Origin of the sequence: Kribbella catacumbae DSM 19601 (assembly GCF_000372465.1) — a bacterium.
Classification (GTDB): domain Bacteria; phylum Actinomycetota; class Actinomycetes; order Propionibacteriales; family Kribbellaceae; genus Kribbella; species Kribbella catacumbae.
Window position 1 is genome coordinate 161502 of sequence record NZ_AQUZ01000009.1, and the last position, 23820, is coordinate 185321.

Annotated in this window: 15 protein-coding genes; 10 read left to right on the top strand and 5 right to left on the bottom strand. The window is 68.1% G+C overall.

Annotated elements, in window-relative coordinates; genetic code table 11:
• Positions 1–176: 176 nt before the first annotated feature.
• From A3ES_RS0112445 to yicI, 5 genes are all read left to right on the top strand, one after another.
• Positions 177–2204 carry a beta-galactosidase gene (locus tag A3ES_RS0112445; protein ID WP_026162807.1) on the top strand — a complete coding sequence of 676 codons (2028 nt, stop codon included), beginning with the start codon at positions 177–179 and terminating at the stop codon, positions 2202–2204.
• A 33-nt stretch (positions 2205–2237) separates the two neighbouring features.
• Positions 2238–3797, top strand: a complete 1560-nt coding sequence (locus A3ES_RS0112450) for a glycosyl hydrolase 53 family protein (protein WP_020387146.1) — start codon at positions 2238–2240, stop codon at positions 3795–3797.
• 84 nt (positions 3798–3881) lie between these two features.
• Positions 3882–5117, top strand: coding sequence for a D-arabinono-1,4-lactone oxidase (locus A3ES_RS0112455; RefSeq protein ID WP_020387147.1), 1236 nt, complete (start codon positions 3882–3884; stop codon positions 5115–5117).
• Positions 5118–5620: 503 nt separating this feature from the next.
• On the top strand, positions 5621–6640 hold the full coding sequence (locus A3ES_RS0112460; protein ID WP_040454586.1) for a LacI family DNA-binding transcriptional regulator: 1020 nt from the start codon (positions 5621–5623) through the stop codon (positions 6638–6640).
• A 70-nt stretch (positions 6641–6710) separates the two neighbouring features.
• A complete protein-coding gene (yicI, locus tag A3ES_RS0112465; RefSeq protein ID WP_020387149.1) occupies positions 6711–8936 on the top strand; it encodes an alpha-xylosidase in 2226 nt (741 codons plus the stop codon).
• On the opposite strand, the gene A3ES_RS0112470 is transcribed toward yicI, so the two are convergent.
• Together A3ES_RS0112470 and A3ES_RS0112475 are read right to left on the bottom strand one after the other, a co-directional pair.
• Positions 8920–11760, bottom strand: a complete 2841-nt coding sequence (locus A3ES_RS0112470) for a glycoside hydrolase family 3 C-terminal domain-containing protein (protein ID WP_020387150.1) — start codon at positions 11758–11760, stop codon at positions 8920–8922. The genes yicI and A3ES_RS0112470 overlap by 17 nt on opposite strands.
• A 259-nt stretch (positions 11761–12019) precedes the next feature.
• Positions 12020–13225 (bottom strand): ROK family protein, encoded by a 1206-nt coding sequence (locus A3ES_RS0112475; RefSeq protein ID WP_020387151.1) that lies wholly within the window; start codon positions 13223–13225, stop codon positions 12020–12022.
• A 139-nt stretch (positions 13226–13364) separates the two neighbouring features.
• On the opposite strand from A3ES_RS0112475, the gene A3ES_RS0112480 reads away from it, so the two are divergent.
• The 4 genes from A3ES_RS0112480 (at position 13365) to A3ES_RS0112495 (ending at position 19062) form a co-directional block, all read left to right on the top strand.
• The gene (locus A3ES_RS0112480) at positions 13365–15035 is read left to right on the top strand and encodes an extracellular solute-binding protein (protein WP_020387152.1); all 1671 of its coding nucleotides are present in this window, start codon (positions 13365–13367) and stop codon (positions 15033–15035) included.
• A complete protein-coding gene (locus A3ES_RS0112485; RefSeq protein ID WP_020387153.1) occupies positions 15019–16008 on the top strand; it encodes an ABC transporter permease in 990 nt (329 codons plus the stop codon). The genes A3ES_RS0112480 and A3ES_RS0112485 overlap by 17 nt, the downstream gene beginning before the upstream one ends.
• On the top strand, positions 16005–16994 hold the full coding sequence (locus A3ES_RS0112490) for a carbohydrate ABC transporter permease (protein ID WP_020387154.1): 990 nt from the start codon (positions 16005–16007) through the stop codon (positions 16992–16994). Before A3ES_RS0112485 ends, A3ES_RS0112490 begins: the two co-directional genes overlap by 4 nt.
• A 121-nt stretch (positions 16995–17115) precedes the next feature.
• Positions 17116–19062 (top strand): beta-galactosidase, encoded by a 1947-nt coding sequence (locus A3ES_RS0112495; RefSeq protein WP_026162808.1) that lies wholly within the window; start codon positions 17116–17118, stop codon positions 19060–19062.
• Here A3ES_RS0112495 and A3ES_RS0112500 read toward each other — a convergent pair.
• Entirely contained in the window at positions 19041–20117 is a 1077-nt protein-coding gene (locus A3ES_RS0112500) for a LacI family DNA-binding transcriptional regulator (protein ID WP_337587767.1), read from the bottom strand. The genes A3ES_RS0112495 and A3ES_RS0112500 overlap by 22 nt on opposite strands.
• A 241-nt stretch (positions 20118–20358) precedes the next feature.
• Between A3ES_RS0112500 and A3ES_RS0112505 the strand changes: the two genes are divergently transcribed.
• On the top strand, positions 20359–21051 hold the full coding sequence (locus tag A3ES_RS0112505) for a glycoside hydrolase family 12 protein (RefSeq protein WP_026162810.1): 693 nt from the start codon (positions 20359–20361) through the stop codon (positions 21049–21051).
• Between the two features lie 988 nt (positions 21052–22039).
• Here A3ES_RS0112505 and A3ES_RS0112510 read toward each other — a convergent pair.
• Together A3ES_RS0112510 and A3ES_RS0112515 are read right to left on the bottom strand one after the other, a co-directional pair.
• On the bottom strand, positions 22040–22531 hold the full coding sequence (locus A3ES_RS0112510; protein ID WP_020387159.1) for a MarR family winged helix-turn-helix transcriptional regulator: 492 nt from the start codon (positions 22529–22531) through the stop codon (positions 22040–22042).
• A complete protein-coding gene (locus A3ES_RS0112515) occupies positions 22528–23817 on the bottom strand; it encodes a nicotinate phosphoribosyltransferase (RefSeq protein WP_237744938.1) in 1290 nt (429 codons plus the stop codon). The genes A3ES_RS0112510 and A3ES_RS0112515 overlap by 4 nt, the downstream gene beginning before the upstream one ends.
• Between the last annotated feature and the right edge of the window lie 3 nt (positions 23818–23820).

The window sequence follows — 23820 nt, forward strand, 5'->3', positions numbered from 1 at the left end:
TCCTCAGGGGAGCCCAGCCGCCCCGGTGAGCGCTGCGCGCGCTGGGCTGAGCTGGACTGTGCACGTTCACAGTGGATGTCTGCTTCTGATCTTGTCAACAACCTGTTTCATCCTGTTTCCTAGCTGGTGCCGCCAGTCAGTCGGCTGTGTGCGTGCACAGGATCAGAGGAGTCTGAGTGAGTTTCACGGGTACTGGAGCCGAGCCGGCGGGGTGGCTTCCTGGGGTGTCTTCGATGCTCTACGGCGGCGACTACAACCCCGAGCAGTGGCCAGAGGAGAGCTGGCCGGGCGATATCGAGCTGATGCGTCAGGCCGGGGTGAACCTGGTCAGCATCGGGATCTTCTCCTGGGCCCTGATCGAGCCGCGCCGCGGTGAGTACGACTTCGGCTGGATGGACCGGCTGTTCGAGTTGCTGCACTCGGCCGGCATCCGGATCAGCCTCGGTACGCCGACCGCTTCCCCACCCGCCTGGTTCTTCCACGAGCACCCCGAGGCCAAGGTGGTGACCCGTGACGGAACCACGCTCGGGTTCGGCTCGCGCGGCATGGCCAGCCCGAGCTCACCGGCGTACCGGGAGGCGAGCGTCTCGATCGCGACCGCACTGGCCGAGCGCTATGGCAACCACCCGGCGCTCGCCGTCTGGCACGTCCACAACGAGTACGGCGCACCCGTGTCCGACTGCTACTCCGAGCAGAGCACTCTGGCCTTCCGGCGCTGGCTGCAGGACCGGTACGAGTCGCTGGATGCGCTCAATGCGGCCTGGGGTACTGCGTTCTGGGGGCAGACCTATCGCGAGTGGGAGCACATCTCCGCGCCGGCTGTCGCGGCCAGTGTGGTGAATCCGGCCCAGCGACTCGACTTCGCTCGCTTTACCTCCAACGCCCTGCTGCAGTGCTTCATCGCCGAGCGGGACGCGATCCGGGCCGTTTGCCCGCACGTCCCGATCACCACCAACTTCATGGCCGGGACGTGCGAGTCGGTCGACCTGTGGAAGTGGGCCGACGAGGTCGATCTCGTTGCCAACGACCACTATCTGATCGCGGAAGACTCGCGCAGCCAGGTCGGCCTGGCGTTGTCGGCGGACCTGACCCGATCCATCGCGCGCGGCAAGCCCTGGATGCTGATGGAGCACTCGACGTCGGGGGTGAACTGGCAGCCGCGCAACCTGGCCAAGCGGTCCGGCGAGCTGGCTCGCAACGCGCTCTCGCACCTCGGCCGGGGCGCCGACGCGGTGCTGTTCTTCCAGTGGAAGGCGTCCCGGTCCGGCGCGGAGAAGTTCCACTCGGCGATGCTGCCGCACGCCGGTACCGGCAGCCGGATCTGGTCGGAGGTGTGCGCGCTCGGCGAGGGTCTCAGCGGGCTGGACGAGGTGCTGGGGTCGACAGTGTCGGCCGACGTCGCTGTGCTGTGGGACTGGGAGTCCTTCTGGGCGCAGGATCTGGAGTGGCGGCCGAGTGAGGACCTGGCGCATCGCGAACGCGTGAACGCCTTCTACGACAGGCTTTGGCGCGACCAGCTCACGGTCGACTTCGCGCATCCCGAGGCTGAGCTGGCGCAGTACAAGCTGGTTGTTGCCCCGGCCTCCTATCTGCTGACCCAAGCCGCGGCCGACAATCTGCGGCGTTACGTGGAAGCCGGTGGGACGCTGGTCGTCTCGTACTTCTCAGCGATCGTGAACGAGTACGACGCTGTGCACGAAGGCGGCTTCGTCGCGCCGCTGCGGGACGTGCTGGGGTTGACGGTGGAGGAGTTCTTGCCGCTGCGAGTCGGGGAGACCGTCCGGCTCACGCTCGATGCCATCACCGGCGACGTCTGGACCGATGACGTCGCGCTGGCGGGTGCGGAGGTGGTCGCCGGCTTCGAGGACGGGCCCGCGGCGGGGAAGCCCGCCATCACGCGGAACACCCTCGGGGCGGGTGCCGCTTGGTACGTGTCCACCCGGCTCGACGCGGAGCAGTTGTCGGTCGTGATGGATCGGGCGTACGCCGACGCCGGTCTGGTGGCGGGAGATGGACCCGACGAGCTCGAGCTGATTCGCCGGCGGGGTGCCGTCGCGGAGTACCTGATCGCCATCAACCACGGGAACAAGCCGGTCGACCTCCCGGTCGGCGGGACCGATCTGCTGTCCGGGGAGGCGGGGGAGTCGCTGAAGATCGAGGCAGGCGGCGTCCGCGTGATCCGGACCGACCACCGCTATCGCTAACGCAACCTCCGACACGACGCACTAGGAGCCCTGATGAGGATCTTCACCGGACTGGCCCTGACTGTTGGGCTACTCGCCACTACCCTTGCGCCTGCCGAGGCGGCACCGAGCGCTTTGACTAATGGGGGCTTCGAGCAAGGATTGGGTGGCTGGACGGTCTCCGGTACGGCCGGTGCGGCGAAGATCGAGACCGGCGGGCGGAACGGCAACCGGCTGACGCACTGGGCCGCGGAGTCGTATCAGGTGACGACCAGGCAGACGGTTGAGCTGCCCGGCCGTGGCTGGTGGACCGTGAGCGCGTGGGGCATTTCTGGCGGTGCACTCAACGCGTCGAAGTTGTCGGTGACTGGTTGCGGACCGGCGGTGTCGACCGTCGTCCCGATCACGGACGCTTGGGTCCGCTCGGCGGTCTCGGTGTACGCCGACGGGCGCAAGCGCTGCACGGTGGCGCTGACGACGGCCGGTCCGGGTGGGACCTGGGCGAGCTTCGATGACGTCGCGGTGGCCGCGGGACGGGTGTCGCGGGCCATTCGTGGCGGGGATCTGTCGGGACTCGCGAAGAACGAGGCGTTCGGTGCTTCCTACTTCTCGGCCGACGGGCAGAAGGGTGACGCGGTCAAGCTGCTGGCGCGATCCGGGATGAACCTTGGCCGGCTGAAGGTTTGGGTGGATCCGGCCGACGGCTACAACGACAAGGCGCACGTGGTCGCGACGGCGAAGCGGATCAAGGCCGCGGGGATGAAGTTGCTGGTCGACTTCCACTACTCGGATCGCTGGACGGATCCGGGTGCGCAGGGTGTACCGGCTGCTTGGAAGGGGATGACGCCTGAGCAGATGGCGGATGCGGTTCATCAGCACACGCGCGAGGTACTCACTGCGTTGAAGGCGGCCGGCGTGACCGCGGATGTGGTGCAGGTCGGCAACGAGATCAACCCGGGCATGTTGTGGCCGTGGGGGCAGACCTGGGACGTCGACCCGGACGACGGCGTACCGGGAGCTCAGTGGGACAACCTGGCGTCGTTCCTCAAGGCTGGAGCGCGGGCGGTCAAGGAGGTGGACCCGCGGACGCAGGTGCTGCTGCATCTGACCAACATCAACAACGGCATCGGCTCGCTCACCTGGTGGTTCGACGAGGTCGTCGCGCGGGAGGTGCCGTTCGACCTGATCGGGCTGTCGTACTACGGCTACTGGCACGGCAGCCTCGCTGACCTGCAGAACGCGGTCACCACATTGTCCGCCCGCTATGACAAGGACGTGCTGAACGTCGAGACGGCCTATCCGTTCACGCTCGCGGACGACGCACCGGCGTACGAGAACGTGATCGACCTGCCGAGCGAACTCGTGGCGGGCTATCCGGCGACCCCGGCCGGGCAGGCGGCCCAGTTCCGCGCAGTACAGGACGCAGTCGCTGCTGCCGAGGGCGGGCGAGGCATCGGCACGGTCTACTGGGAACCCGCCTGGACCTCGGTCGCCGGCGCTGGCTGGGACCCAGCCGACCCCACCTCCGGCAACGCCTGGGAAAACCAGGCGGTCTTCGACTTCAACAACCGCCTCCTCCCAGCAGCCCGTCACTTCGCTCCCGACCCGCACTAGCCAGCGGGTGGACTGGCCGGTGAGGGCTGGTCGGGGTTGTGGAAGGCTCTCGGGAGGATTGCCGACTGGTGAAGGGGTGTTGGGATGGGTGCGCTGACGAACTGGGCGGGGAACATCACCTTTTCGGCGGAGGTTCAGGCGCCGGTGTCGGTGCCGGAGTTGCAGGAGCTGGTGAAATCGGCCGAGCAGCTGCGGGTACTGGGGACCGGGCACTCGTTCAACCGGATCGCGGATACCGACGGGACGCTGGTCTCGGTCGCCGCGCTGCCCAAGGAGATCTCGATCGCTGAAGACACCGTCACGGTTTCGGCCGGCCTTCGGTACGGCGAGGTGACGGCGGCGCTGCAGGCGGAAGGGCGGGCGCTCCACAACCTCGGGTCGTTGCCGCACATCTCAGTTGCCGGCGCGTGCTCGACCGGGACGCACGGCTCCGGTGACACCAACGGCACGCTCGCTTCCGCGGTCTCGGCCATCACCTTCATCGGCGCCGACGGCGAACTCGTCACGCTCACCCGCGACGTCGACCCGGACTTCCTGGGCTCGGTGATTTCGCTCGGCGCGCTTGGGGTGACGGTCCAGCTCCAGCTCGACACCAGGCCGGCGTACGAGATCAGCCAGGTCGTGTACGACGGGCTGCCGGTGGCACGGCTCGGCGCGGATTTCGAGGAGATCTTCGCGAGCGCGTACAGCGTCAGCGCGTTCACCGACTGGGTCGACCCGGACGTGATGGTGTGGCGCAAAATGCGCGCCGGTACGCCGTACGAGCCGTCCTGGCTGGGTGCCCGGATCGCCGATGGTGCCCGGCACCCGATCAAGTCGATGCCGGCGGACTTCGCGACCCAGCAAGGCGGAGTCGTCGGACCGTGGAACGAGCGGCTGCCGCACTTCCGCCTCGAGTTCACCCCGAGCAACGGCGAGGAACTGCAGTCGGAGTACTTCGTACCGCGGGCCGTCGCCGCGCAGGCCTTCGAGGAGCTGAAAGCGCTCGGCGAGCGGATGGCTTCCGTCATCCAGATCTCCGAGGTCCGCACGGTCGCCGCCGACGACCTTTGGCTGAGCCCGAGCCAAGGCCGGGACACGGTCGCGCTGCACTTCACCTGGATCCAGGACGAAACCGCCGTCCGTCCAGTCGTCGCCGCCATCGAAGACGCGCTGTTGCCGTTGGGCGCCAGGCCGCACTGGGGCAAGGTCTTCACCGCCGACGCGGCCGCCCTCCGCGACTGCTACCCGAAGGTCCCCGACTTCGTCGCCCTCGCCGCGAAGTACGACCCGGCCGGCAAGTTCCGCAACGACTACCTGAACACCTACCTGCCCGCCTGACGGACTCGGCACCCCGCCCACAGCCCACCCGCAACCCCCGACCTTGGGCACCGCCCAGCCACCCCCACCCCCCATCCCGTGCCCAAAGTCGACCGCCCCTGGCCGACCGGGGAGGAAACTACGCCCGGACCGGGCCCACAATCCGCCCCAGATCCAGCGAAAACCCTCCCCAACTGGTGAGGGCGGCCGGCGCTCGTGGTGGATGAAGTTTGGTTTGGTGGCCTGGGCGACCTCGGGCCGGCCGGCTTTGGGCACGGGCCGGGCATCCCAGGGCGGGCTGGGCGGCTGGCCGGTGCACAAGGTGGCTGTGGTGGTCGACTTTGGGCACGGGGTGGGCGTCGTATGGCGGGTTGGGTGGCTGGCCGGTGCACAAGGTCGGCGATTGTGGGAGTACGTCGTACGCGGCCGGCTGAGCTGTCTGGGGGTGTTGACGGGATCTGGGTGGTGATCTAACTTTTGTCGAAACGCTTCGACGAAGCGTTTCGATGACCGCCGGAGGCTGCATGGCGACGATGACTGATGTGGCTCGGCGGGCTGGTGTCTCCGTCAGCACGGTGTCCTACGTGCTGACCGGGACCAGGCCGATCTCCGAGGCCACCAGGGATCGCGTGCTGGCGGCGATGGCTGAACTGGACTACCAGCCGAACGCGATGGCCCGCGGGCTGGCGAGCCGGAGGAGCAACATCGTCGGGCTGCTGCTGCCGCTCACCGGCCGGGCGCTCGGCGCGACGGAGACGGCATTCGTCACTGGCGCGACCGAGGCGGCCAGGGAAGCCGGATATCACCTGATGCTGTGTCCGGTCGGCACCGATGACAGCGAGGAACTGCAGACGCTGGCGACCCAGCGGCTGCTCGACGGGTTCCTGGTGATGGAGGTCCAGCTGACCGACCGCCGGGTCGACCTGCTCCGCAAGCTGGCCTCGCCGTTCGTGCTGATCGGCCGGACCGACGATCCGTCCGGGCTGGCCTGTGTGGACATCGACTTCGAGCAGACGGTCGGCGACGCGGTCGCCCACCTGGTCGAGCTCGGCCACCAGACCATTGCCTACATCAACCACTCGGACGCCAGCCTGGCCAGTGGCTACGGCCCGGCCAAGCGCACCGCGGCGGCGTTCGAGGCGGCGCTGGAGCGGCACGGCGTCACGGGTGTGATGGTGCCGACCGAGGACACCTCGACCGGTGGCCGGGTCGCGATCCGGGAGGCGCGCGAACGTTGCCCGCAACTGACCGGCGTACTCGTGATGAACGAGAACGCCGCCCTAGGGATTCTGGCCGAGTTGCGGGAAGCGGGCCTGGACGTTCCATGGGACGTGTCGGTGGTGTCGATGGTGACGTCCGAAGTCGTCGCCGACCTGGCCAGCCCGGCCCTCACCGCGATGACTTCACCAGGTGCCGCTTTGGGAGCAGCCGCCACTCGTGTCCTGCTCGAGCGGCTCGCCGACGGCGACACCTCGACGTACCAGGAGTTGCTGCCCTGCGTACTGGAGATCCGGGGAACCAGCGCCAAGGCGAGGAAGAAGTAGTAGCCGTCCGCCGAACCTCCGGACATGACACCGTCAGAAGGAGTACACCCATGCCGCCCGGTGGCAACAGATGAAGTTCACAGACGGCTACTGGCAGCTGCGGCCGGGGTTGACCCGGTTGCGTCCGGCCGCGGTCGAGAGTGTCGAGAGCACCGAGCGGTCGCTGGTCGTGTACGCGCCGGCGAAGCAGATCATCGGGCGCGGAGACACTCTCAACCAGCCACTTTTCACCATCACCGTCCACTCACCCGCGGCCGGCGTGATCGGTGTCGGGATCCAGCACCACAGCGGCGGAGTACCGCCGCGGCCGGCCTTCCAGTTGGCGGTCGAGGAGGACCATCCGGTCAAGGTCGAGGTCGACGATGAGGTGGCCCGGCTGACCAGCGGCGACCTGACCGCGGTGATCAAACTCAACGGGCCCTGGGACCTGCGGTTCGAGCGGGACGGCCGGGTGCTGACCGACTCGAGCGCCCGGAGCATCGGGCTGATCACCGACCAGCAAGGCAAGCACTTCCTGCACGAGCAGCTCGCGCTCGGCGTCGGCGAGACCGTCTACGGACTCGGTGAGCGATTCGGTCCGCTGGTGAAGAACGGCCAGGTGGTCGACATCTGGAACGCCGACGGCGGCACGTCCAGCGAGCAGGCGTACAAGAACGTCCCGTTCTACCTGAGCAGCAGCGGGTACGGCGTACTGGTGGACACTCCGTCGAAGGTCTCCTTCGAGGTGGGCTCGGAGGTGGTGTCCCGCAACCAGTTCAGCGTCGAAGGCCAGGAGCTGAGCTACTACGTCATCAGCGGCCCGACGCCCAAGGACGTACTGCGTCGCTACACGGCTCTCACCGGGCGTCCTGCTCGCGTGCCGGCCTGGTCGATGGGGCTGTGGCTGTCGACGTCGTTCACCACGGACTACACCGAGGAGACGACGAGCGGCTTCGTGGCCGGGATGGCGTCGCGCGATCTGCCGCTCAGTGTCTTCCACTTCGACTGCTTCTGGATGCGCCAGTTCCATTGGTGCGACTTCCTCTGGGATCCGGTCGCCTTCCCCGATCCGGCGGGCATGCTGGGCCGGCTCAAGGAACGCGGGTTGCGGATCAGCCTTTGGATCAACCCCTACATCGCCCAGCGGTCGGCCCTGTTCGAGGAAGGGCGGCAGCTCGGCTATCTGCTCAAGCGGCCCGACGGCTCGGTCTGGCAGTGGGACATGTGGCAGGCCGGGATGGCGATCGTGGACTTCACCAACCCTGCCGCGACCGAATGGTTCCGGTCGAAGCTGCAGGCGCTGATCGATCTGGGCGTGGACTGTTTCAAGACCGACTTCGGCGAGCGGATCCCGGCCGAGGACGTGGTCTGGCACGACGGCTCCGACCCGCAGCGGATGCATAACTACTATCCGCACCTCTACAACAAGGCAGTGTTCGGACTGCTGCAGGAGAACCGCGGCGAGGGCGACGCAGTACTGTTCGCGCGGTCGGCGACCGTCGGCGGACAGCAGTTCCCCGTGCACTGGGGTGGCGACTGCGAGTCGACCTTCGAGGCGATGGCGGAGTCACTGCGTGGCGGATTGTCGCTGGCGTCGTCGGGCTTCGGCTACTGGAGTCACGACATCGGCGGCTTCGAAGGAACGCCCGACGCGGCAGTCTTCAAGCGCTGGGTGCCCTTCGGCCTGCTGTCGTCACACTCGCGCCTGCACGGCTCGGGGTCCTACCGGGTGCCGTGGGCTTTCGACGAGGAAGCTGTCGACGTACTGCGCCGCTTCACCAAGGTGAAGATGTCGCTGATGCCCTACCTGGCGAGTGTTGCCGAGGAAGCCCACACCGACGGTACGCCGATGATGCGGCCGATGATGCTGGAGTTCCCCTCAGATCCGGGAGTCGCCTACCTCGAGCGGCAGTACATGCTCGGGCCGGACCTCCTTGTCGCACCCGTGATGAGCAGAGACGGCGAGGTGCGGTTCTACTTGCCTGAAGGCACCTGGACCCACCTGTTGACCGGCGAGCAGCTGGCCGGGAGCCGCTGGGTCACCCAGACCCACGACTTCGACAGCCTGCCAGTACTGGTCCGGCAGGGCGCGGTGATCGCCGTCGGGGCCGTCGACGATCGCCCGGACTACGACTGGGCCGACGGCGTAGAGCTGCGCTGGTTCGCTCCGACCGAAGGCCAGGTGGCCCGTGTCCGCCTCCCCGGGCCGAACGGGGAGACGGCCGCGGTCATCGAGGTGACCTTGACGGACGGTCAGGCAGCAACGCGGGTTGTCGAGGGCACCTGCGAGCGGTTCACCGTCACTGTTCGAAAGTGAGGTTCTCCAGCGCGATCGACGCGCTGGAGAAAACCGCATAGAGAGCGTGCACCCCGCGAGCATCAGCAACCGGGGTGCCGCTCTCGACCCAGTTATGGCGCTGGCCGGTCGGCGGGACCTGCAGAGTGCCGAGGAGCAAGCCGTGCAGCGGGTCGTCGAGCCGCAGCTCGATGGTTCCGGCCCCGGAGTACTCCGATGCGACGCGCGCGACGCAACGGGCAGCGCCGTCTCCCAGATCGACGTCCTCGAAGGCCAGCCAGGCACCGGGTTCCAGCGAGCGCACAGCATCGCCGTACTCCGGGGTGGTGTCCGTCATCGTGACCGCGCAGTACTCGTCGAAGGCTGTCGCGGCCAGGGGTGCCGTGAAGACGGCCCGCGGCGGGATCCGTTCGCCGAGTACGTCAAAGGCGGCCGTCAGGCGGGTATCCGTGCTGGACCGTCCGATCAGGATGCTGTGCCGGGCTGTCTCGACGCAACGCCTGTCCCGCGTGATGTCCCAGAAGCCAAGGTCGGCGGCCGAGACGCGTAGCTGCACCTCGACGCTTTCGCCTGCGTCCAAGGCGACTTGCCGGAAGTCCCGCAGCTGCCGCAGGGCCTGCTTGGCGCGGGATCGCTGCTGATGCGTGTAGAGCTGGACGACCTCGCGGCCCGCGCGGGCTCCGGCGTTGGTGACGGTGAGGCTCACCGACAATTCGCCGTCAGACGGGATGGAGGTGGAGCTCAACCGCAGGTCGGAGTACGTGAACGTCGTGTAGCTCAGGCCATGCCCGAAGGGATAGAGCGGCGTACCCCGGAAGTACAGGTACGTCGAGTCGGTGGCGACGATGTCGTAGTCGAGGAGATCCGGCAGGTCGGCGGCTGACCGGTACCACGTCTGTGGCAGCCGGCCGGATGGGTCGGAGTCACCGAACAGCACGTCCGCGAGCGCCCGGCCGTACTCCTGTCCGCCGTGGGCTGACCAGAACAGGGCAGGCAGGTGCTGGTCGGCCCACTCGACGGCGAACGGGTAGCTGCTCGACATCACCAGTACGGTCCGCGAGTTGGCGGCGTGCACGGCCCGGACCAGCCGGTCCTGCGCGGGCGGCAGGTCGAGCTCGACCCGGTCCTCGGTCTCTCGCCCGTTCACCAACGGGTGGTTGCCCACCACAACGATTGCGACATCGGCGGCGGCCGCCAGCTCAGCGGCTTGCGCTGCTCCGTCGACGAGCGTGACGATCTCGAAGACCGTGGCCGAGTCGGCGTCGGTAGCTGTCGCTATGACTGCCCCATCGGCGGCCACTGCGACGAAACGGCCGGTGTTGCGATGACGTAGTACGGAGGTTGTCTCGCCGATGGCCAGCAGCTCGAAGGTCTCGTTGACCTCCCAGGTACTGGGTCCGGGGTGGTCGGCCACGAGGGAGCCGGCGTCGGTCACCGTGACGTACAAACCTGCCTGCGCGGATCGCAGGGTCCAGGCGCCGCCGCCCCAGTCGAGGAGGTCGAAGGCTCCGTCCGCTCCGAGCCGGACCACCTTGTCCTCGCCGGCGCCAAGGCAGCCGGCGCTCGTGCGGAGTTCGATCCGATCCACGCCTTCGCAGTAGTCGACCGCGTCGGAACCGAGACGTTCGACCAGTCCGTCCCGTGCGGTGACCTGGTAGGGGAGCGTGCCGGAGTACCAGTCCTGGAAGAGGATGTCCGCGAGCGGACCGACGACAGCGACTCGTTTGGTGGTCTCGGCGCTCAGCGGCAGCACCTGGCATTCGTGTTTCAGCAGCACGATCGCGTGCCGCGCAGCGTCTTGTGCCAACTGCCGGTGGGCCGGGCAGCCGACGACATCCGTGTCGGGGGAGCGGTAGGGATCCAGCTCGACCGGATCGAATTCGCCCAGCCGGAACCGGATCGCCAAGGCGTGCCGGACCGCCAGGTCGATGTCGCCCTCATTCAGTTGGCCGCGCTCCATCGCTTCGCTCAGGTGCTGGATGGAAGGGCCCGCGTTGCTGTCGTCCTGCGTGAAGCTGTCCACGCCGGCCTTCAGCGCCGCCGCGTACGCCGAGGCGCTGTCGCCGAAGTACCGCTGCAGGTCGACCAGGTTCGCGGGGGCGCCCGCGTCGCTGACCACCAGCAGGTCGTCCTCGGTCCAGGTCCGGACCAGGTCGTTGATCAACGGGCTGAGATGCGCGGGCCGTCCGTTCACCAGGTTGTACGACGGCATCATCGCGACCGCCGCGCCGGCCTCGATCGGGGCGCGGAAGGCGGGCAATTCGTAGTCGTGCAGGACCCGCGGCGGCAGGTTGCTCGACGTCGTACAGCGGTCCGTCTCGTTGTTGTAGGCAAGGAAATGCTTGAGCGTCGGCGCGGTCTTGAGGATCCCCTCGACCTCGCCGGTCAGGCCGCGGCCGTAGGCGATGGCCATCACACCGGTCAGCCACGGATCCTCGGAGTAGCCCTCCTCGTTGCGCCCCCACCGTGGGTCGCGCAGCGGGTTCACGACCGGCGCCCAGACGTTCAGGCTGACGCCGACCGGATCCTGGTGGTGGAACACCCGCACCTCGTCGCCGATGGCGGAACCGACGGCCCGGACGAGCTCGGGGTTCCAGCTGGCGGCCAGGCCGATCGCCTGTGGGAAGACCGTCGCCGGGCCCAGCCAGGCGACGCCGTGCAAGGCCTCGGTACCGGTCCGGAACGAGCCGATCTCCAGCCGCGGGATCGCCGCCTGGTGCTGGTGGAGCAGGCCGAGCTTCTCGCTCAGGCTGAGCCGTTCCAGCAGGTCGCCGAGCCGTTCGGTGAGTTTCCTGGCCGGGTCGCGGAAGGGCGGAAGGGGTGAGCCGGGCGGCGGATTGCTCATCGGGATCGGACTCCGGGTGCGTGCGGCCGTCTGCCGACGGGAGCGGGCTGTCGAAGCGCTTCGACAATCTGTCGAGATGATCAAGCAGAAGGCCGACTCATCGAAGCGCTTCGATCGGGGGGTGACACAGAGGGTCGCACCCTCCGCCCGGACGGTCAAGATCTCAGCGAACTCACCTGATCATTCGCCCCTTTTTGTCCCTCGTCGCCCACCCGCAACGCCGGGCCTTGTCCACAGAGGGCCAAAAGGGGGCGAATGATCAGGTGGTTTGGTTGACTGGCAGTCGTCCGGAGTCGAAGCGGTCCAGTGAGCGGGCGACGGCGCCGATCGAGGTGGCGTCGTGGCCGAAGGTCGAGACCACGACCTGGCAGCCGCCGGCCTCGGGTGCGAGGGCGCCGTCGATCAGCTCCTTCTCGACGGCCGGCACCAGCCAGCGGCCGAGTGCCGCGTAGGAGCCGCCTAGTACGACGAGCTCCGGGTTGAGGACGTTCGCCAGTACGCAGACGCTCTGGCCGAGCAGCGTGCCCACCTCGGTCAGCATGTTGATCGTGTCGACCTCACCGGCTTCGGCTCGCCGGACCAGCTGCTCCGTCCGAGCCTGCGGGTCGGCGTCCGGAAGGTCGCTCGCGTCCAGCCGGGCGAGGATCGCCGGGATGCCCGCGAGTGCCTCGAGGCAGCCGCGGCGCCCGCAGCCGCACAGCGGTCCGTCCGGCTTGATCCGCAGGTGCCCGATCTCGCCGGCATAGCCGAGGTTGCCGCGCAGAGGATGCCCGTCGCAGATCACCCCGGCGCCGACACCGGTATCACCGGACAGCTGGATGAGGTTGGCGCTGCCGGCGTGCGGGCCGTAGCGGTGCTCGGCCAGCGCGCCGAGATTGGCGTCGTTGTCGACCATCACGGGAAACGCGGGCCGGCTGAGTGCCGCCACCAGATCCTTGCGCAGCTCGACATCGCGCCAGCCGAGTCCGGCGGCCAGTACGACGGCGCCGTCGCGGTTGACCAGGCCAGGCACCCCGACTGTGAGGCCGAGGACGTCCCGTCCGGACGAGTGCACCGCGGCGATCGCGCGCCGGGCCAGGGCGGCCAGCGCGGCGACGGTCTTGGCCGGGCTCGCGTCCGCTCCCGGGCCGGCCCGGTGCCAGCGGAGCAGCTGGCCGCCGGCCGAGTCGTACGCGATCGCAGTCAGGCCGAGGGCGCTCACCTCCATCCCGATCGCCGCGTACGCCGACCCGTCGAGCACCAGCAGGGTGGCCGGACGGCCGACGTGGTTCTGGGTCTGCTGAGTCTCCTTGGTCAGCCGCCTGTCGATCAGGTCGCCGACGATGCTCGTCACGGTCGCCTTGTTCAGACCGGTGCCGGCCGCGATGGCGGCGCGCGAGCAGGGGGCGTTGGTACGCAGGAATCGCAGGACGACGGCCAGGTTGGTGGCGCGGACGTCGGTGTGGTCCGCGGTGTGAGTGGTCAAGGTCCGTCCTGTTCGACTCGGCTTGGGTGGCTGCGTCTGGCTCAGTTCTACACCTTGTGGAGGAATCCGTCCTGAGCTAATTTGTTTGGCTACTAGCCCAACTAACTCTACGGCATGCCGACCCTGAAAGGGATTAATCGTGACTGTTCCTGGAGGCGGCTCCACCAACCGCCGGACCTTCCTGTCTCTGATCGGGGCCGGCGCCGCGATCGCCGCCGGCGGTACGACGCTGTCGGCCTGCTCGTCGTCCGACGGAAAGAGCGCCACGGCGAACGGCCGGGCCGAGACCGAGGACAAGCTCAGCGGCCTGCTGCCGAAGTACATCGGCTATGACTCGGTCAAGCCCGACCTGCCGGGTGAGAACGGTGCCGCGCCCGGGTTCACGAAGTACCCGGCGGAGTTGAAGCGCGCCGTGCCGGAGAAGGCGGTGAAGAGCGGCAAAGAGGTGTCCGCGATGACGCCGCTGTGGAGCCCGCTGCCGCCCGGGCTGGGCCACAACTCGTACTTCGACGCCAACAACGAGCGGATCGGCGCGCCGGTCCGGTTCAACATCCTGAGCGGCAACGACTACGGCGACAAGCTCGGCCCGCTGCTTGCCGCCGGCAACGTCCCGGAGCTGCTCTGCGTACCGGGCTGGAACATCGCCGGCCTGACCCGCTTCGCGCAGGCGGTGGACAAGCTGTTCGAGGACCTGACGCCGTTCCTTGCTGGTGACAAGGTCTCCGCGTACCCGATGCTGGCGAACCTGCCGACCAGGGCCTGGGCCTACGGCGTGTGGAACTCCCAGCTGAAGGCGGTCCCGTTCCCCTCCGACGGCTTCCCGTGGGCGCTGTACTACCGCAAGGACATCTTCGACCAGGTCGGCGCCGAGCCGCCGAAGACCACCGACGATGTGCTTGCCCTCGGCAAGCAACTGACCGACCAGAAGGCGAAGCGCTGGGCGTTCGGCGGGATCTACGACGAGATGGTGCGGGCGTTCGGCGCGCCGTCGGACTGGCGCAAGGACTCCAGCGGCAAGTTGGTGAACAAGATCGAGACGCCGGAGTTCGAGGAGGCGGTCGCCTTCGTCCGCAAGGTGTTCCAGGCGGGCTACGTGCACCCGGAGGTCGTCGGCAACAACGACACGGACCAGAACGCGCTCTTCGAGGGCGGCCAGATCGTGATGCGCCAGAACGGGCTGGGCGGCTGGCAGGAGTCGCTGCAGCGGCAGTCGCAGATCAACCCGAAGTTCAACCCGCAGCTGGTGCTGCCCTTCGCCCACGACGGCGGCACCCCGATCACCTGGGGCGGTGACCCGGCCGGGATCTTCACCTTCGTCAAGAAGGGCCTCGGCCAGGAGCGGGTGGCGGAGCTGCTCGGCGTCCTGAACTACACCGCGGCGCCGTTCGGAACCGAGGAGTACCAGACCTACATGTACGGCCAGGAGGGCAAGCACTACACCCGCCAGTCGTCCGGTGCGCCGAAGCTCACCGCCCTCGGTCAGAAGGAGGTGTCGCAGACCTACATCTTCCTCGGTGGCCGGCCGACCGCCATCACCCAGAGCGAGTACCCCGGCTATGTGCAGGCGATGAGCGAATGGCAGAACGCGGCGGCCAAGGTCCGGCAGAAGAGCCTCTTCGACGGCATCCGGGTCGAGCAGCCGACCAAGATGGCGGCGCTGGCCCAGCCGTTCGACGACAAGCTGCAGGACATCTTCCGCGGCCGGCGGCCGGTCAGCGAGCTCAAGACGGCCGTGAAGGAGTGGCAGACCAACGGCGGCAACGAGGGCCGGGACTTCTACGCCAAGGTCCTCAGTGACAACGGTCGGTAGCTCGTTGCGCCGCAAGCCCGGCCGGGCGCGACGGTTTCAGTCAGAACGGGTCAAGCCGGGTGGCGCGAGTTGGCAGCACCGGCTGCGGCGGGACTGGCCGCTGCTGCTGATGACGCTGCCGGTGATCGTGCTGCTCGGCGTCTTCCACTACTTCCCGACGCTCGGCAACGTGATCGCCTTCCAGGACTACTCGCCGTACGACGGGATCCGCGGCAGCGAGTTCATCGGGTTCGCCAACTTCCACCGGATGTTCGCCGAGCCGGCGTTCTGGTCCGCCTTGTGGAACACGCTCGCGATCACCGCCTTCCAGTTGGTGTTCTACTTCCCGGTCCCGATCTTCTTGGCGTTGCTGCTCAACAGTGTTCTCTCGGTTCGGATCCGCACCCTGGTGCAGGGCGTCGTGTACCTGCCGCACTTCTTCTCCTGGGTGCTGGTCGTCTCGCTGTTCCAGCAGATGATCGGTGGGGCCGGCCTGCTGGCACAGAGCCTGCGGTCGCACGGCTTCGAGGCGGCCGACCTGATGACCAGACCGGACAGCTTCATCGTTCTGGTGACGGCACAGGCGATCTGGAAGGACGCCGGCTGGGGAATGATCGTGTTCCTCGCCGCGCTGAGCACGATCAATCCGGCCCTGTACGAAGCGGCGGCCGCCGATGGCGCCAACCGCTGGCGAAGGATGTGGCACATCACGCTGCCCGGGCTTCGTCCGGTGATCGTGCTGCTGCTCATCCTCCGCCTCGGTGACGCACTGACCGTCGGGTTCGAGCAGTTCATCCTGCAACGCAGCGCGGTCGGCGGCGGTGCCGCCGAAGTGCTGGACACCTATGTCTACTACCAGGGCCTGTTGGTCGGCGACTTCGGCTACGGCGCCGCCGCCGGCTTGCTCAAGGGACTGGTCGGACTCGTCCTGGTCCTGGCCGCCAACCGATTCGCTCACCTCATCGGCGAGCAGGGGGTGTATTCGCGATCATGACCACGCAACAAGCACCTGTACGCCGAAAGCCGCAACCACCCACCGCGGTCCCACCCCGCGCCACCCGGCGCCGGACCGAGGAGGAGACCGGCCGCCCGGTCTGGGAGGAGGAACCCTCCTTCTTCGGGCGGCTGAGCAAGCCGGTCGTCCTGGGCCTGGTGGTCCTGATCGTCGCCTTCCCCCTGTACGTCGTCGTCGTGACGAGCCTGTCGAGTACCGAGGCGGTGACGAGGGCGGGCGGCCTGGTCATCGTGCCGCGCGAGCTCACGGTCGCCGCCTATGTGCAGTTGCTGTCCGGTGGCGTCGTCACCCGCGCCCTGATGATCAGCACCCTGATCACGGTGATCGGGACGTTCCTCAGTCTCGCGATCACCGTGCTCGCGGCGTACGGGTTGTCCCGGCCCGGGTCGCTGTTCCACCGGCCGTTGCTGTTCGTCGTCCTGCTGACCTTCCTCTTCGGTCCGGGCATCATCCCGAGCTACCTGGTGGTCAACGCGCTGGGGCTGATCGACAGCTACAGCTCGCTGATCCTGCCGACCGCGGTCTCCGCCTTCAACCTGATCGTGATGCGCTCCTTCTTCATGGGCATCCCGGGTGAACTGATCGACAGCGCCCGGATCGACGGCGCCGGTGAGTTCGCGGTGCTGACCCGGATCGTGATGCCGCTGTCCCGGGCGGTGGTCGCGGTGGTCGGTCTGTTCTACGCGGTCGGCTACTGGAACGCGTTCTTCAACGCGCTGCTGTACATCAACGACAACAACAAGTGGCCGCTGCAGATGGTTCTGCGGACCTACATCGTGCAGGCCTCGCCCCTGCCGACCGGGGCCGGCGGAATCTCGAGCGTCGGGCTGGGCCTGGACCCCGCGCCGACCCTGGCGATCAAGATGGCGATCGTCGTGATCGCGATCGTGCCGGTGCTGGTGATCTACCCGTTCATCCAGAAGCACTTCACCAAGGGCGTCATCATCGGCGCCGTCAAGGGCTGACACAGCCCGGCCGAAGAAGTGAGCTGACGCCGCAGTCAAGGTCCGGACCGACATCGGCGTGGCCGCGCGGCTGGACCAGCGGACCAAGCGCTGGGTCCAGCTGCTCGAATGGAGAACCGATATGACCGATCTGTACTTCGGCGGCGACTACAACCCCGAGCAGTGGCCGCCGGAGGTGTGGAAGGACGACGTCGCCCTGATGCGCCAAGCCGGCGTGAACCTGGTGACGCTCGGAGTCTTCGCGTGGTCGAGTCTCGAGCCGGAGCCGGGGCGGTACGAGTTCGGCTGGCTCGACCAGGTGATGGACCTGCTGCACGACGGCGGGGTGCAGGTCGACCTGGCCACTCCGACGGCGTCACCGCCACCGTGGTTCAGCCTGCGGCATCCCGATGCGCTGCCGGTCAACGCTAGCGGCGTGCGGCTGACGCATGGGAGCAGGGACACGTACTGCGCCTGCGCACCGGCGTACCGGGAGGCGGCGGCTGGGATCGCGACGGCGTTGGCGGAGCGGTACGCGAAGCATCCGGCGCTGGCGATGTGGCATGTCCACAACGAGTACGGCACTAGCTGCCATTGCGATCACGCGGCCGCGGCCTTTCGCCGTTGGCTGCGTGGGCGGTATGGAGATCTGGATCGACTGAACGCGGCGTGGACGACAGCCTTCTGGAGTCAGGGGTACGCCGACTGGGAGGAGATCCAGCCGCCGCGCGCGACGCAGTACCTGGTGAATCCGACGCAGGCGCTGGACTTTCGGCGGTTCTGGTCGGACGAACTGCTCGACGCTTTCCGGGAGCAGAAGGCGATCCTGCGGTCGTTCACGCCGGACGTGCCGATTACCACCAACTTCGTCTTCGGGGGTTGGGTCCCGGTCAACCAGGCCCGCTGGGCGGCCGAGGTGGATCTGGTTGCCATCGACCACTATCCCGGCAGCGCGGATCTCGGCGCCGAGGAGCAGACCGCGTTTGGTGCGGACCTGGCTCGGGGTTGGGCCGGCGGGCGTTCCTGGCTGTTGATGGAGCAGGCGGCCGGCGCCGTGAACGACGGGCATCGGATGCACGCCAAGGAGCCCGGGCGGATGACGCGCCACTCCCTGTCGCACATAGCCCGTGGTTCGCGTGGTGCGTTGTTCTTCCAGTGGCGTGCCTCGCGCGGCGGGGCGGAGATGTTCCACTCCGGGATGGTGCCGCATGTCGGTGCCGACTCGCGGAGGTTCCGCGAGCTCGCTGAGTTCGGCGCGATGTTGCCGCGGCTCGCTGAGCTCGAGGGCAGCGAGGTGGAGGCCGACGTCGCGATTCTGTGGGACGCCGAGGCCTGGTGGGCTCTGCAGGCGACTCATCTGCCGTCGTCGGACCTCGACTACCTCGCGGCCGTTCAAGCCGCCCACCGGCAGTTCTGGGCCGCTGGGATCGGCGTCGACCTGGTTGATCCGGGTGCCGACCTCTCGTCGTACAAGCTGGTCGTGGTGCCTGGTCTGTACCTCGTCTCGGATCAGGCTGCGGCGTCGATCGCGCGGTACGTCGAAGGCGGCGGTCACCTGCTGGTCACGTACTTCAGCGGGATCGTGAACGAGGACGCGCAGATCCGCCTGGGTGGTTACCCGGGAGCGTTCAGCGAGGTCCTCGGGGTCAGGGTCGAGGAGTTCCATCCGGTCGCTGCGGTCGGCCTTGCCTCCGGCGGGCGCGGTCGGCTGTGGAGCGAACACGTCAACCTGGCCGGCGCTGACGCGGTCGACCGGTACGCCGGTGGCGTGCTCGATGGGATGCCTGCGATCACCAGGAACGCCTATGGCGAGGGTGTGGCCTGGTACGTGTCGACTCAGCTCGAGGACGAGGCGTACGGAGCCCTTGTGGGGCAGGTGATGCAGGGCAGTGGTGTCGAACGAATAGAGCTACCTGCCGGGGTCGAGATGGTACGGCGAAGAGCTGGCGAGAGCGCTTGGACCGTCCTGATCAACCACGGAGAGGTGGAGGCCGCAGTACTGGTCAGCGGTTTCGAGCTGTTGTCCGGTACGGCGGTCGAAAGCCCGTTGAAGCTCGCGGCCGGCGGTCAGGCGGTGGTGCGGGCCTGAGTGGGAGCGGCGCTGGTACTCGCGCGTGCGACCAGTTGTGCGTCTACCAGCGTCACTGCCGCGGTCTGGCTGCCTTCGAGCTTCGCAATCAGCATTTCGACCGCCTGCTGGCCGATCTCGTCGGCCGGCAGGGTTACAGAGGAGAGGTGTGGGACATGCCGCTCGGCCACGTCGTCGGCGCAGATCGCCATCAGCGACATGTCCTCGGGCACCCGGCGGCCGAGCCGGCGCAGAACGTCGAGCAGCGGGCCGATGATCGGCTCGTTCTGGACGACCAGCCCGGTGATGTCGGGGTGCTCGCGCAGCAGTACCTCGACCGTGCCGAGTACTGCGTCGAAGGTCGGCTCGCAAGGTGTCTCGATGCCGACGACGCCGCGTCGCCCGGTCGCGGCCCGGAAGCCGGCCAGGGTCCGGGCGGCGAAGCCCGTCTGCCGCTGGTAGACGGCCGAAGGCGTTCCCAACAAGGCGATGCTGCGATGGCCGAGGTCGGTCAGGTGGTCCACGCATTGCTCGGCGGCGGCGAAGAAGTCGAGGTCGATGCAGGTCAGGCCGTCGGTGTCGGCGGGGATCCCGATCAGCACGGACGGCATCGGCAGCTCGCGCAGCAACGGCACCCGTTCGTCGTGCAGCTCCACGTCCATCACCACCAGCGCGTCGACCAGGGCGCTCTGCGACACCCGCTCGAGTCCCGAGCGGCCCTCGTCGGCGGTCAGCAGCAGGACGTCGTGGTCGTACCGGCGGGCGGTGGTGACGACCGCGGTGGCGAACTGCATCAGGACCGGGACGTGCATGCCGGCCCGCAACGGGATCACCAGGGCGAGGACGTTGGACCGGTTCGAGGCGAGGGCGCGGGCGCTCGCGTTCGGCCGGTAGCCCAGCGCCTGGACACTTTGCTGGACCCGGTCGCGCGTCTCACTGGAGATCGAGCGCTTGCCGCTGAGAACATAGGACACAGTGCTGGCCGCCACCCCGGCGTGACGAGCGACATCGGCGATCGTGACGATGGCTGCCTCCGTGGATCGGGCCTCTGGGGTCGAAGCGCTTCGATTTGTCAGGGTCCAGCGTCGAGTGAGCGGCCTGATATGTCAAGGCCGAAATGCCCATTGACGTTGGTAATGCGCAGTGACATAGTGCTCACATTCCGTCGCGAGTCCGCCGGGGGACGCCATTCATCGATTCGACTCGAATTCGATGATCAGCCTTCCGGAGAGACGTTTTACCTTGCCTTTCGACTATTCGTCGAAGCGCTTCGACGAACGAGAGACGTCGCCCGGTCTCGTGGGAAAGGGAATGTCCATGATCAAAGCTTTGAGGCCGGTGGTGGCACTGGTGACGCTGCTCGCCGCCACCGCGGTCGCTGTACTGCCGGCGAACGCCGCCACCTGGGAGTCGAGCGACAAGTGGGGAACCTGGTCGAACGGGGGCTACACGGTCCGCAACGATGTCTGGGGCGGTGGCGCCGGACCCCAGACGATCTGGGCGAACTCGTACTCCAACTGGGGAGTCTGGGCCAATCACCCCAACACCGGCGGGGTGAAGTCGTACCCGCACTCGGCCAAGGCCATCGGCAAGCGGATCAGCGCGCTCGGCACTTTGCGGAGCAGCTTCAACGTCAACCGTCCGGGCAGCGGCGCCTATGCGACGGCGTACGACATCTGGGCCGACGGCCACGCCTACGAGATCATGCTGTGGATGAACAAGCAGGGTGCGGTCGGCGCGATCGGCAGCAAGCAGACCTCCGCCACTGTCGGCGGCCACACCTGGGATGTCTACAAAGGCAGCAACGGCTCGAACCAGGTCTTCTCGTTCCTGCGGACCAGTAACACCAATTCCGGCACCGTCGATATCAAGGCGGTCATGAATTGGATCAAGAACAGAGGCTGGATCGGCGACGCGACGATGACCGAGGTACAATTCGGCTTCGAGATCACCTCCTCCAGCGGCGGCATGAATTTCACCTCCAACAGCTACTCGGTCACCTCCTCCTGACCGGACCTAACCGGCCCCCGCCTCTCATCCGACCACCCGACCCTCTCCCGACCGCCTCGACCCTCTTCCGGTCGGCCCGGTCGGCCCGGTCGGCCCGGTCGCCCGAGGCAAGCCGAGTGCATGCCAGTGCCTCTCAGGGGTCAACCCCGAGAGTGTGGGTTGCCCAGCCAGATTCCGGCTGGGCAACCCTGCATCTCAGCGGTCAACACCCAAGCCTGCTCAGCCCCGGGTCGTGGGGCGAACCCCTCCGGAGTACGGGTGAGGGCCCCGACCCACCTCGGCCGACGGCCAGCGGGATCCGGCGATCAATCGGTGTGCTCCGCCCCTCTGGGCAGGGTTAACCCACTGGTGGACCAATGGGTTAACCCCACGACGAGGGGCGAACCCCTTCGGAGTACGGGGTGACCCCACTCAGCCCAGGCGCCGAAGGCCCGGCCCGCGGGAGACGACCGGCCGCGGACCGCCATCACTACCTAACCCCGCCCCAACGCTTCGACACGCTGAGGGAAGCGTTTGCTCGCGAGGTTGGACAGTGGTGGCCACCCGCCCCGCCCCGCCCTGGCACGAGAGGTCGGCGACGAGGTCTCTGGGTGCAAGGACGGGAAGGCCGGACGGCCGTGCATACCCATCTGCGGTCGGCAAACGCTTCCCTCGGCGTGTCGGGGCGTCGGCGCGAGGTCGTGCGTGCGCAGCCGTCCGCGCCTTCGTCTTCCGTGTCCCCTGCCTACGGTTCGGCTTCGGCGAAGTACCCCCGAGCCGCTTAACCAACTGGCTTGGCGGTTAATCGCCTAAATGGCGGGTTGTCACCCGATCCCGCTGCCCGCGGTTGTCGCGCTGCTGGCCCTGGCGGTGGGCGTGGGGCTGTTCCTGCCGCTGTTCGGCGTCACCCTTTGTCGTCGTCGACCTGGTGATCGGTCTCTACCGCTGGCGGAAGGTCGCGGAGCCGGCCGAGCAAGTCGAGAGCGAAGAGCTGCTGGTGTGACGGGGGTCAGCCGGGGAGTTCTTCGATGTTGGCGTAGATGCTCCACAGCAGGTTGCGGAGGAGACGGCGGTCCTCGGGGCTGACGCCTTGGAGGGCCCGGTCGCCGGCCTGAGAGTGGAGTTGCTGGACGGTCCGGGCGACCTCGGTGCCGTGCTCGGTCAGCTCGATGCTGACCTTGCGGGCGTCGGTGTCGTCCTTGAGCCGCCGGACCAGGCCGGCCGCTTCCATCCGTTGCGTCGTCCGGGTCGCGGTGGGGACCTCGACGTCGAGCACCTTGGCCAGTTTGGCCACGGGCAGGGAGCCGAGGTGCAGCAGTTTGGCCAGCACGATCTCCTGGCCGGTGTGGACGCCGGTGCCCGCGAGTTCGTCGCCGACCGCCTTCCGGGCCGCCCGGTCGGCGAAGCGCAGGGCGATCAGGATGTCGCCACCGCTGGCCGGTGCTTCGGGGTCCCAGCGCGTCCGCTGTTGGCCCGCGGCCTCGCAGTCCGCAGTACTCATATCGCGCTCCGCGGGGCGAACGGGTTGCGGGCCTTCAGATCACCGATGTAGTCCGTCGGGATGACGGGCTCGCCGCGGCTGAGCTGGCTGGCGCTGCGGGGGAGTTCGTCGCGGACCTTGAGGTGATGCGCCTGCGACTCCATGGGCGTCGTCCGGCCGACGATCTTGCCCGCCTCGACCAGCGGCTTCAGCAGTTCGCGGTCGTCGCCGTCGTCCAGCGGCGGCTCGCCCACGCCGATCAGCTCGGCCTCGGCGACGCCTGCCGCAGTACGGCGGCGTAGGGCGTACTTGCGGCCGCCGATGGAGATCTTGTCCGGGCTGTTCTTCGCCACCGGCACCAGCGCGCCATCGTCGCCCTCCCGGGCGACCAGCTTGTAGACGAAGCCGCAGGTCGGGTGGCCGCTGCCGGTCACCAGCGCCGTGCCCACGCCGTACCCGTCGACGGCGGCCGGGGCGAGGGCTGCGATCTGGTACTCGTCGAGGTCACTCGTCACGATGATCCGCGTCTTGGTCGCGCCGAGCGCGTCGAGCTGATCGCGCACCTGACCTGCCAGCGACGGCAGGTCACCAGAATCGAGCCGTACTGCGCCGAGGTCGATGCCGGTCACCTCGATGGCCGTCTTCACCGCCTCGGTCAGGTCGTAGGTGTCCACCAGCAGGGTCGTTCCCTTGCCCAGGGCATCCACCTGGGAGACGAACGCGTCTCGCTCGGCGTCGTGCAGCAGGGTGAACGAGTGCGCCGCCGTACCGGCGCTGGGGATGCCGAACCGGCGGGCCGCCTCCAGGTTGGAGGTGGTCGCGAAGCCCGCGATGTACGCCGCCAGCGCGGACGCCACCGCAGCCTCCTCGTGGGTCCGCCGCGAGCCCATCTCGATACACGGCCGGCCGCCGGCCCACCAGGTCATCCGGGAGGCCGCCGACGCGACCGCCGAATCGTGGTTCAGGATCGACAGGAAGACGGTTTCCAGCAGCACCGCCTCGGCGAAGCTCGACTCCACCACGAGGATGGGGGAGCCGGGGAAGAAGATCTCCCCGTCGGCGTAGCCGGCGATGTCGCCGCTGAACCGGTACGCCGCGAGCCAGTCGCGGGTAGCCTGGTCGACGATGCCACGATCGGCCAGGAAGGCGATCGTCTGCTCGTCGAAGCGGAACCGCTCCAGCGCGTCCAGGAGCCGGTTCACGCCCGCGACCACGCCGTACCGGCGGCCGTCGGGCAGGCGGCGGGCGAACAGCTCGAAGACCGAGCGGCGATGCGCCGTGCCGTCGGCCAGGCTGGCCTGCAGCATGGT

What these genes read in the sequence shown, in the direction of transcription:
- A3ES_RS0112505 (WP_026162810.1), top strand. Translation starts at nt 20,359, where the DNA reads ATGATCAAAGCTTTGAGGCCGGTGGTGGCACTGGTGACGCTGCTCGCC.
- A3ES_RS0112460 (WP_040454586.1), top strand. Translation starts at nt 5,621, where the DNA reads ATGGCGACGATGACTGATGTGGCTCGGCGGGCTGGTGTCTCCGTCAGC.
- A3ES_RS0112495 (WP_026162808.1), top strand. Translation starts at nt 17,116, where the DNA reads ATGACCGATCTGTACTTCGGCGGCGACTACAACCCCGAGCAGTGGCCG.
- yicI (WP_020387149.1), top strand. Translation starts at nt 6,711, where the DNA reads ATGAAGTTCACAGACGGCTACTGGCAGCTGCGGCCGGGGTTGACCCGG.
- A3ES_RS0112515 (WP_237744938.1), bottom strand. Translation starts at nt 23,817, where the DNA reads ATGCTGCAGGCCAGCCTGGCCGACGGCACGGCGCATCGCCGCTCGGTC.
- A3ES_RS0112470 (WP_020387150.1), bottom strand. Translation starts at nt 11,760, where the DNA reads ATGAGCAATCCGCCGCCCGGCTCACCCCTTCCGCCCTTCCGCGACCCG.
- A3ES_RS0112455 (WP_020387147.1), top strand. Translation starts at nt 3,882, where the DNA reads ATGGGTGCGCTGACGAACTGGGCGGGGAACATCACCTTTTCGGCGGAG.
- A3ES_RS0112450 (WP_020387146.1), top strand. Translation starts at nt 2,238, where the DNA reads ATGAGGATCTTCACCGGACTGGCCCTGACTGTTGGGCTACTCGCCACT.
- A3ES_RS0112510 (WP_020387159.1), bottom strand. Translation starts at nt 22,531, where the DNA reads ATGAGTACTGCGGACTGCGAGGCCGCGGGCCAACAGCGGACGCGCTGG.
- A3ES_RS0112490 (WP_020387154.1), top strand. Translation starts at nt 16,005, where the DNA reads ATGACCACGCAACAAGCACCTGTACGCCGAAAGCCGCAACCACCCACC.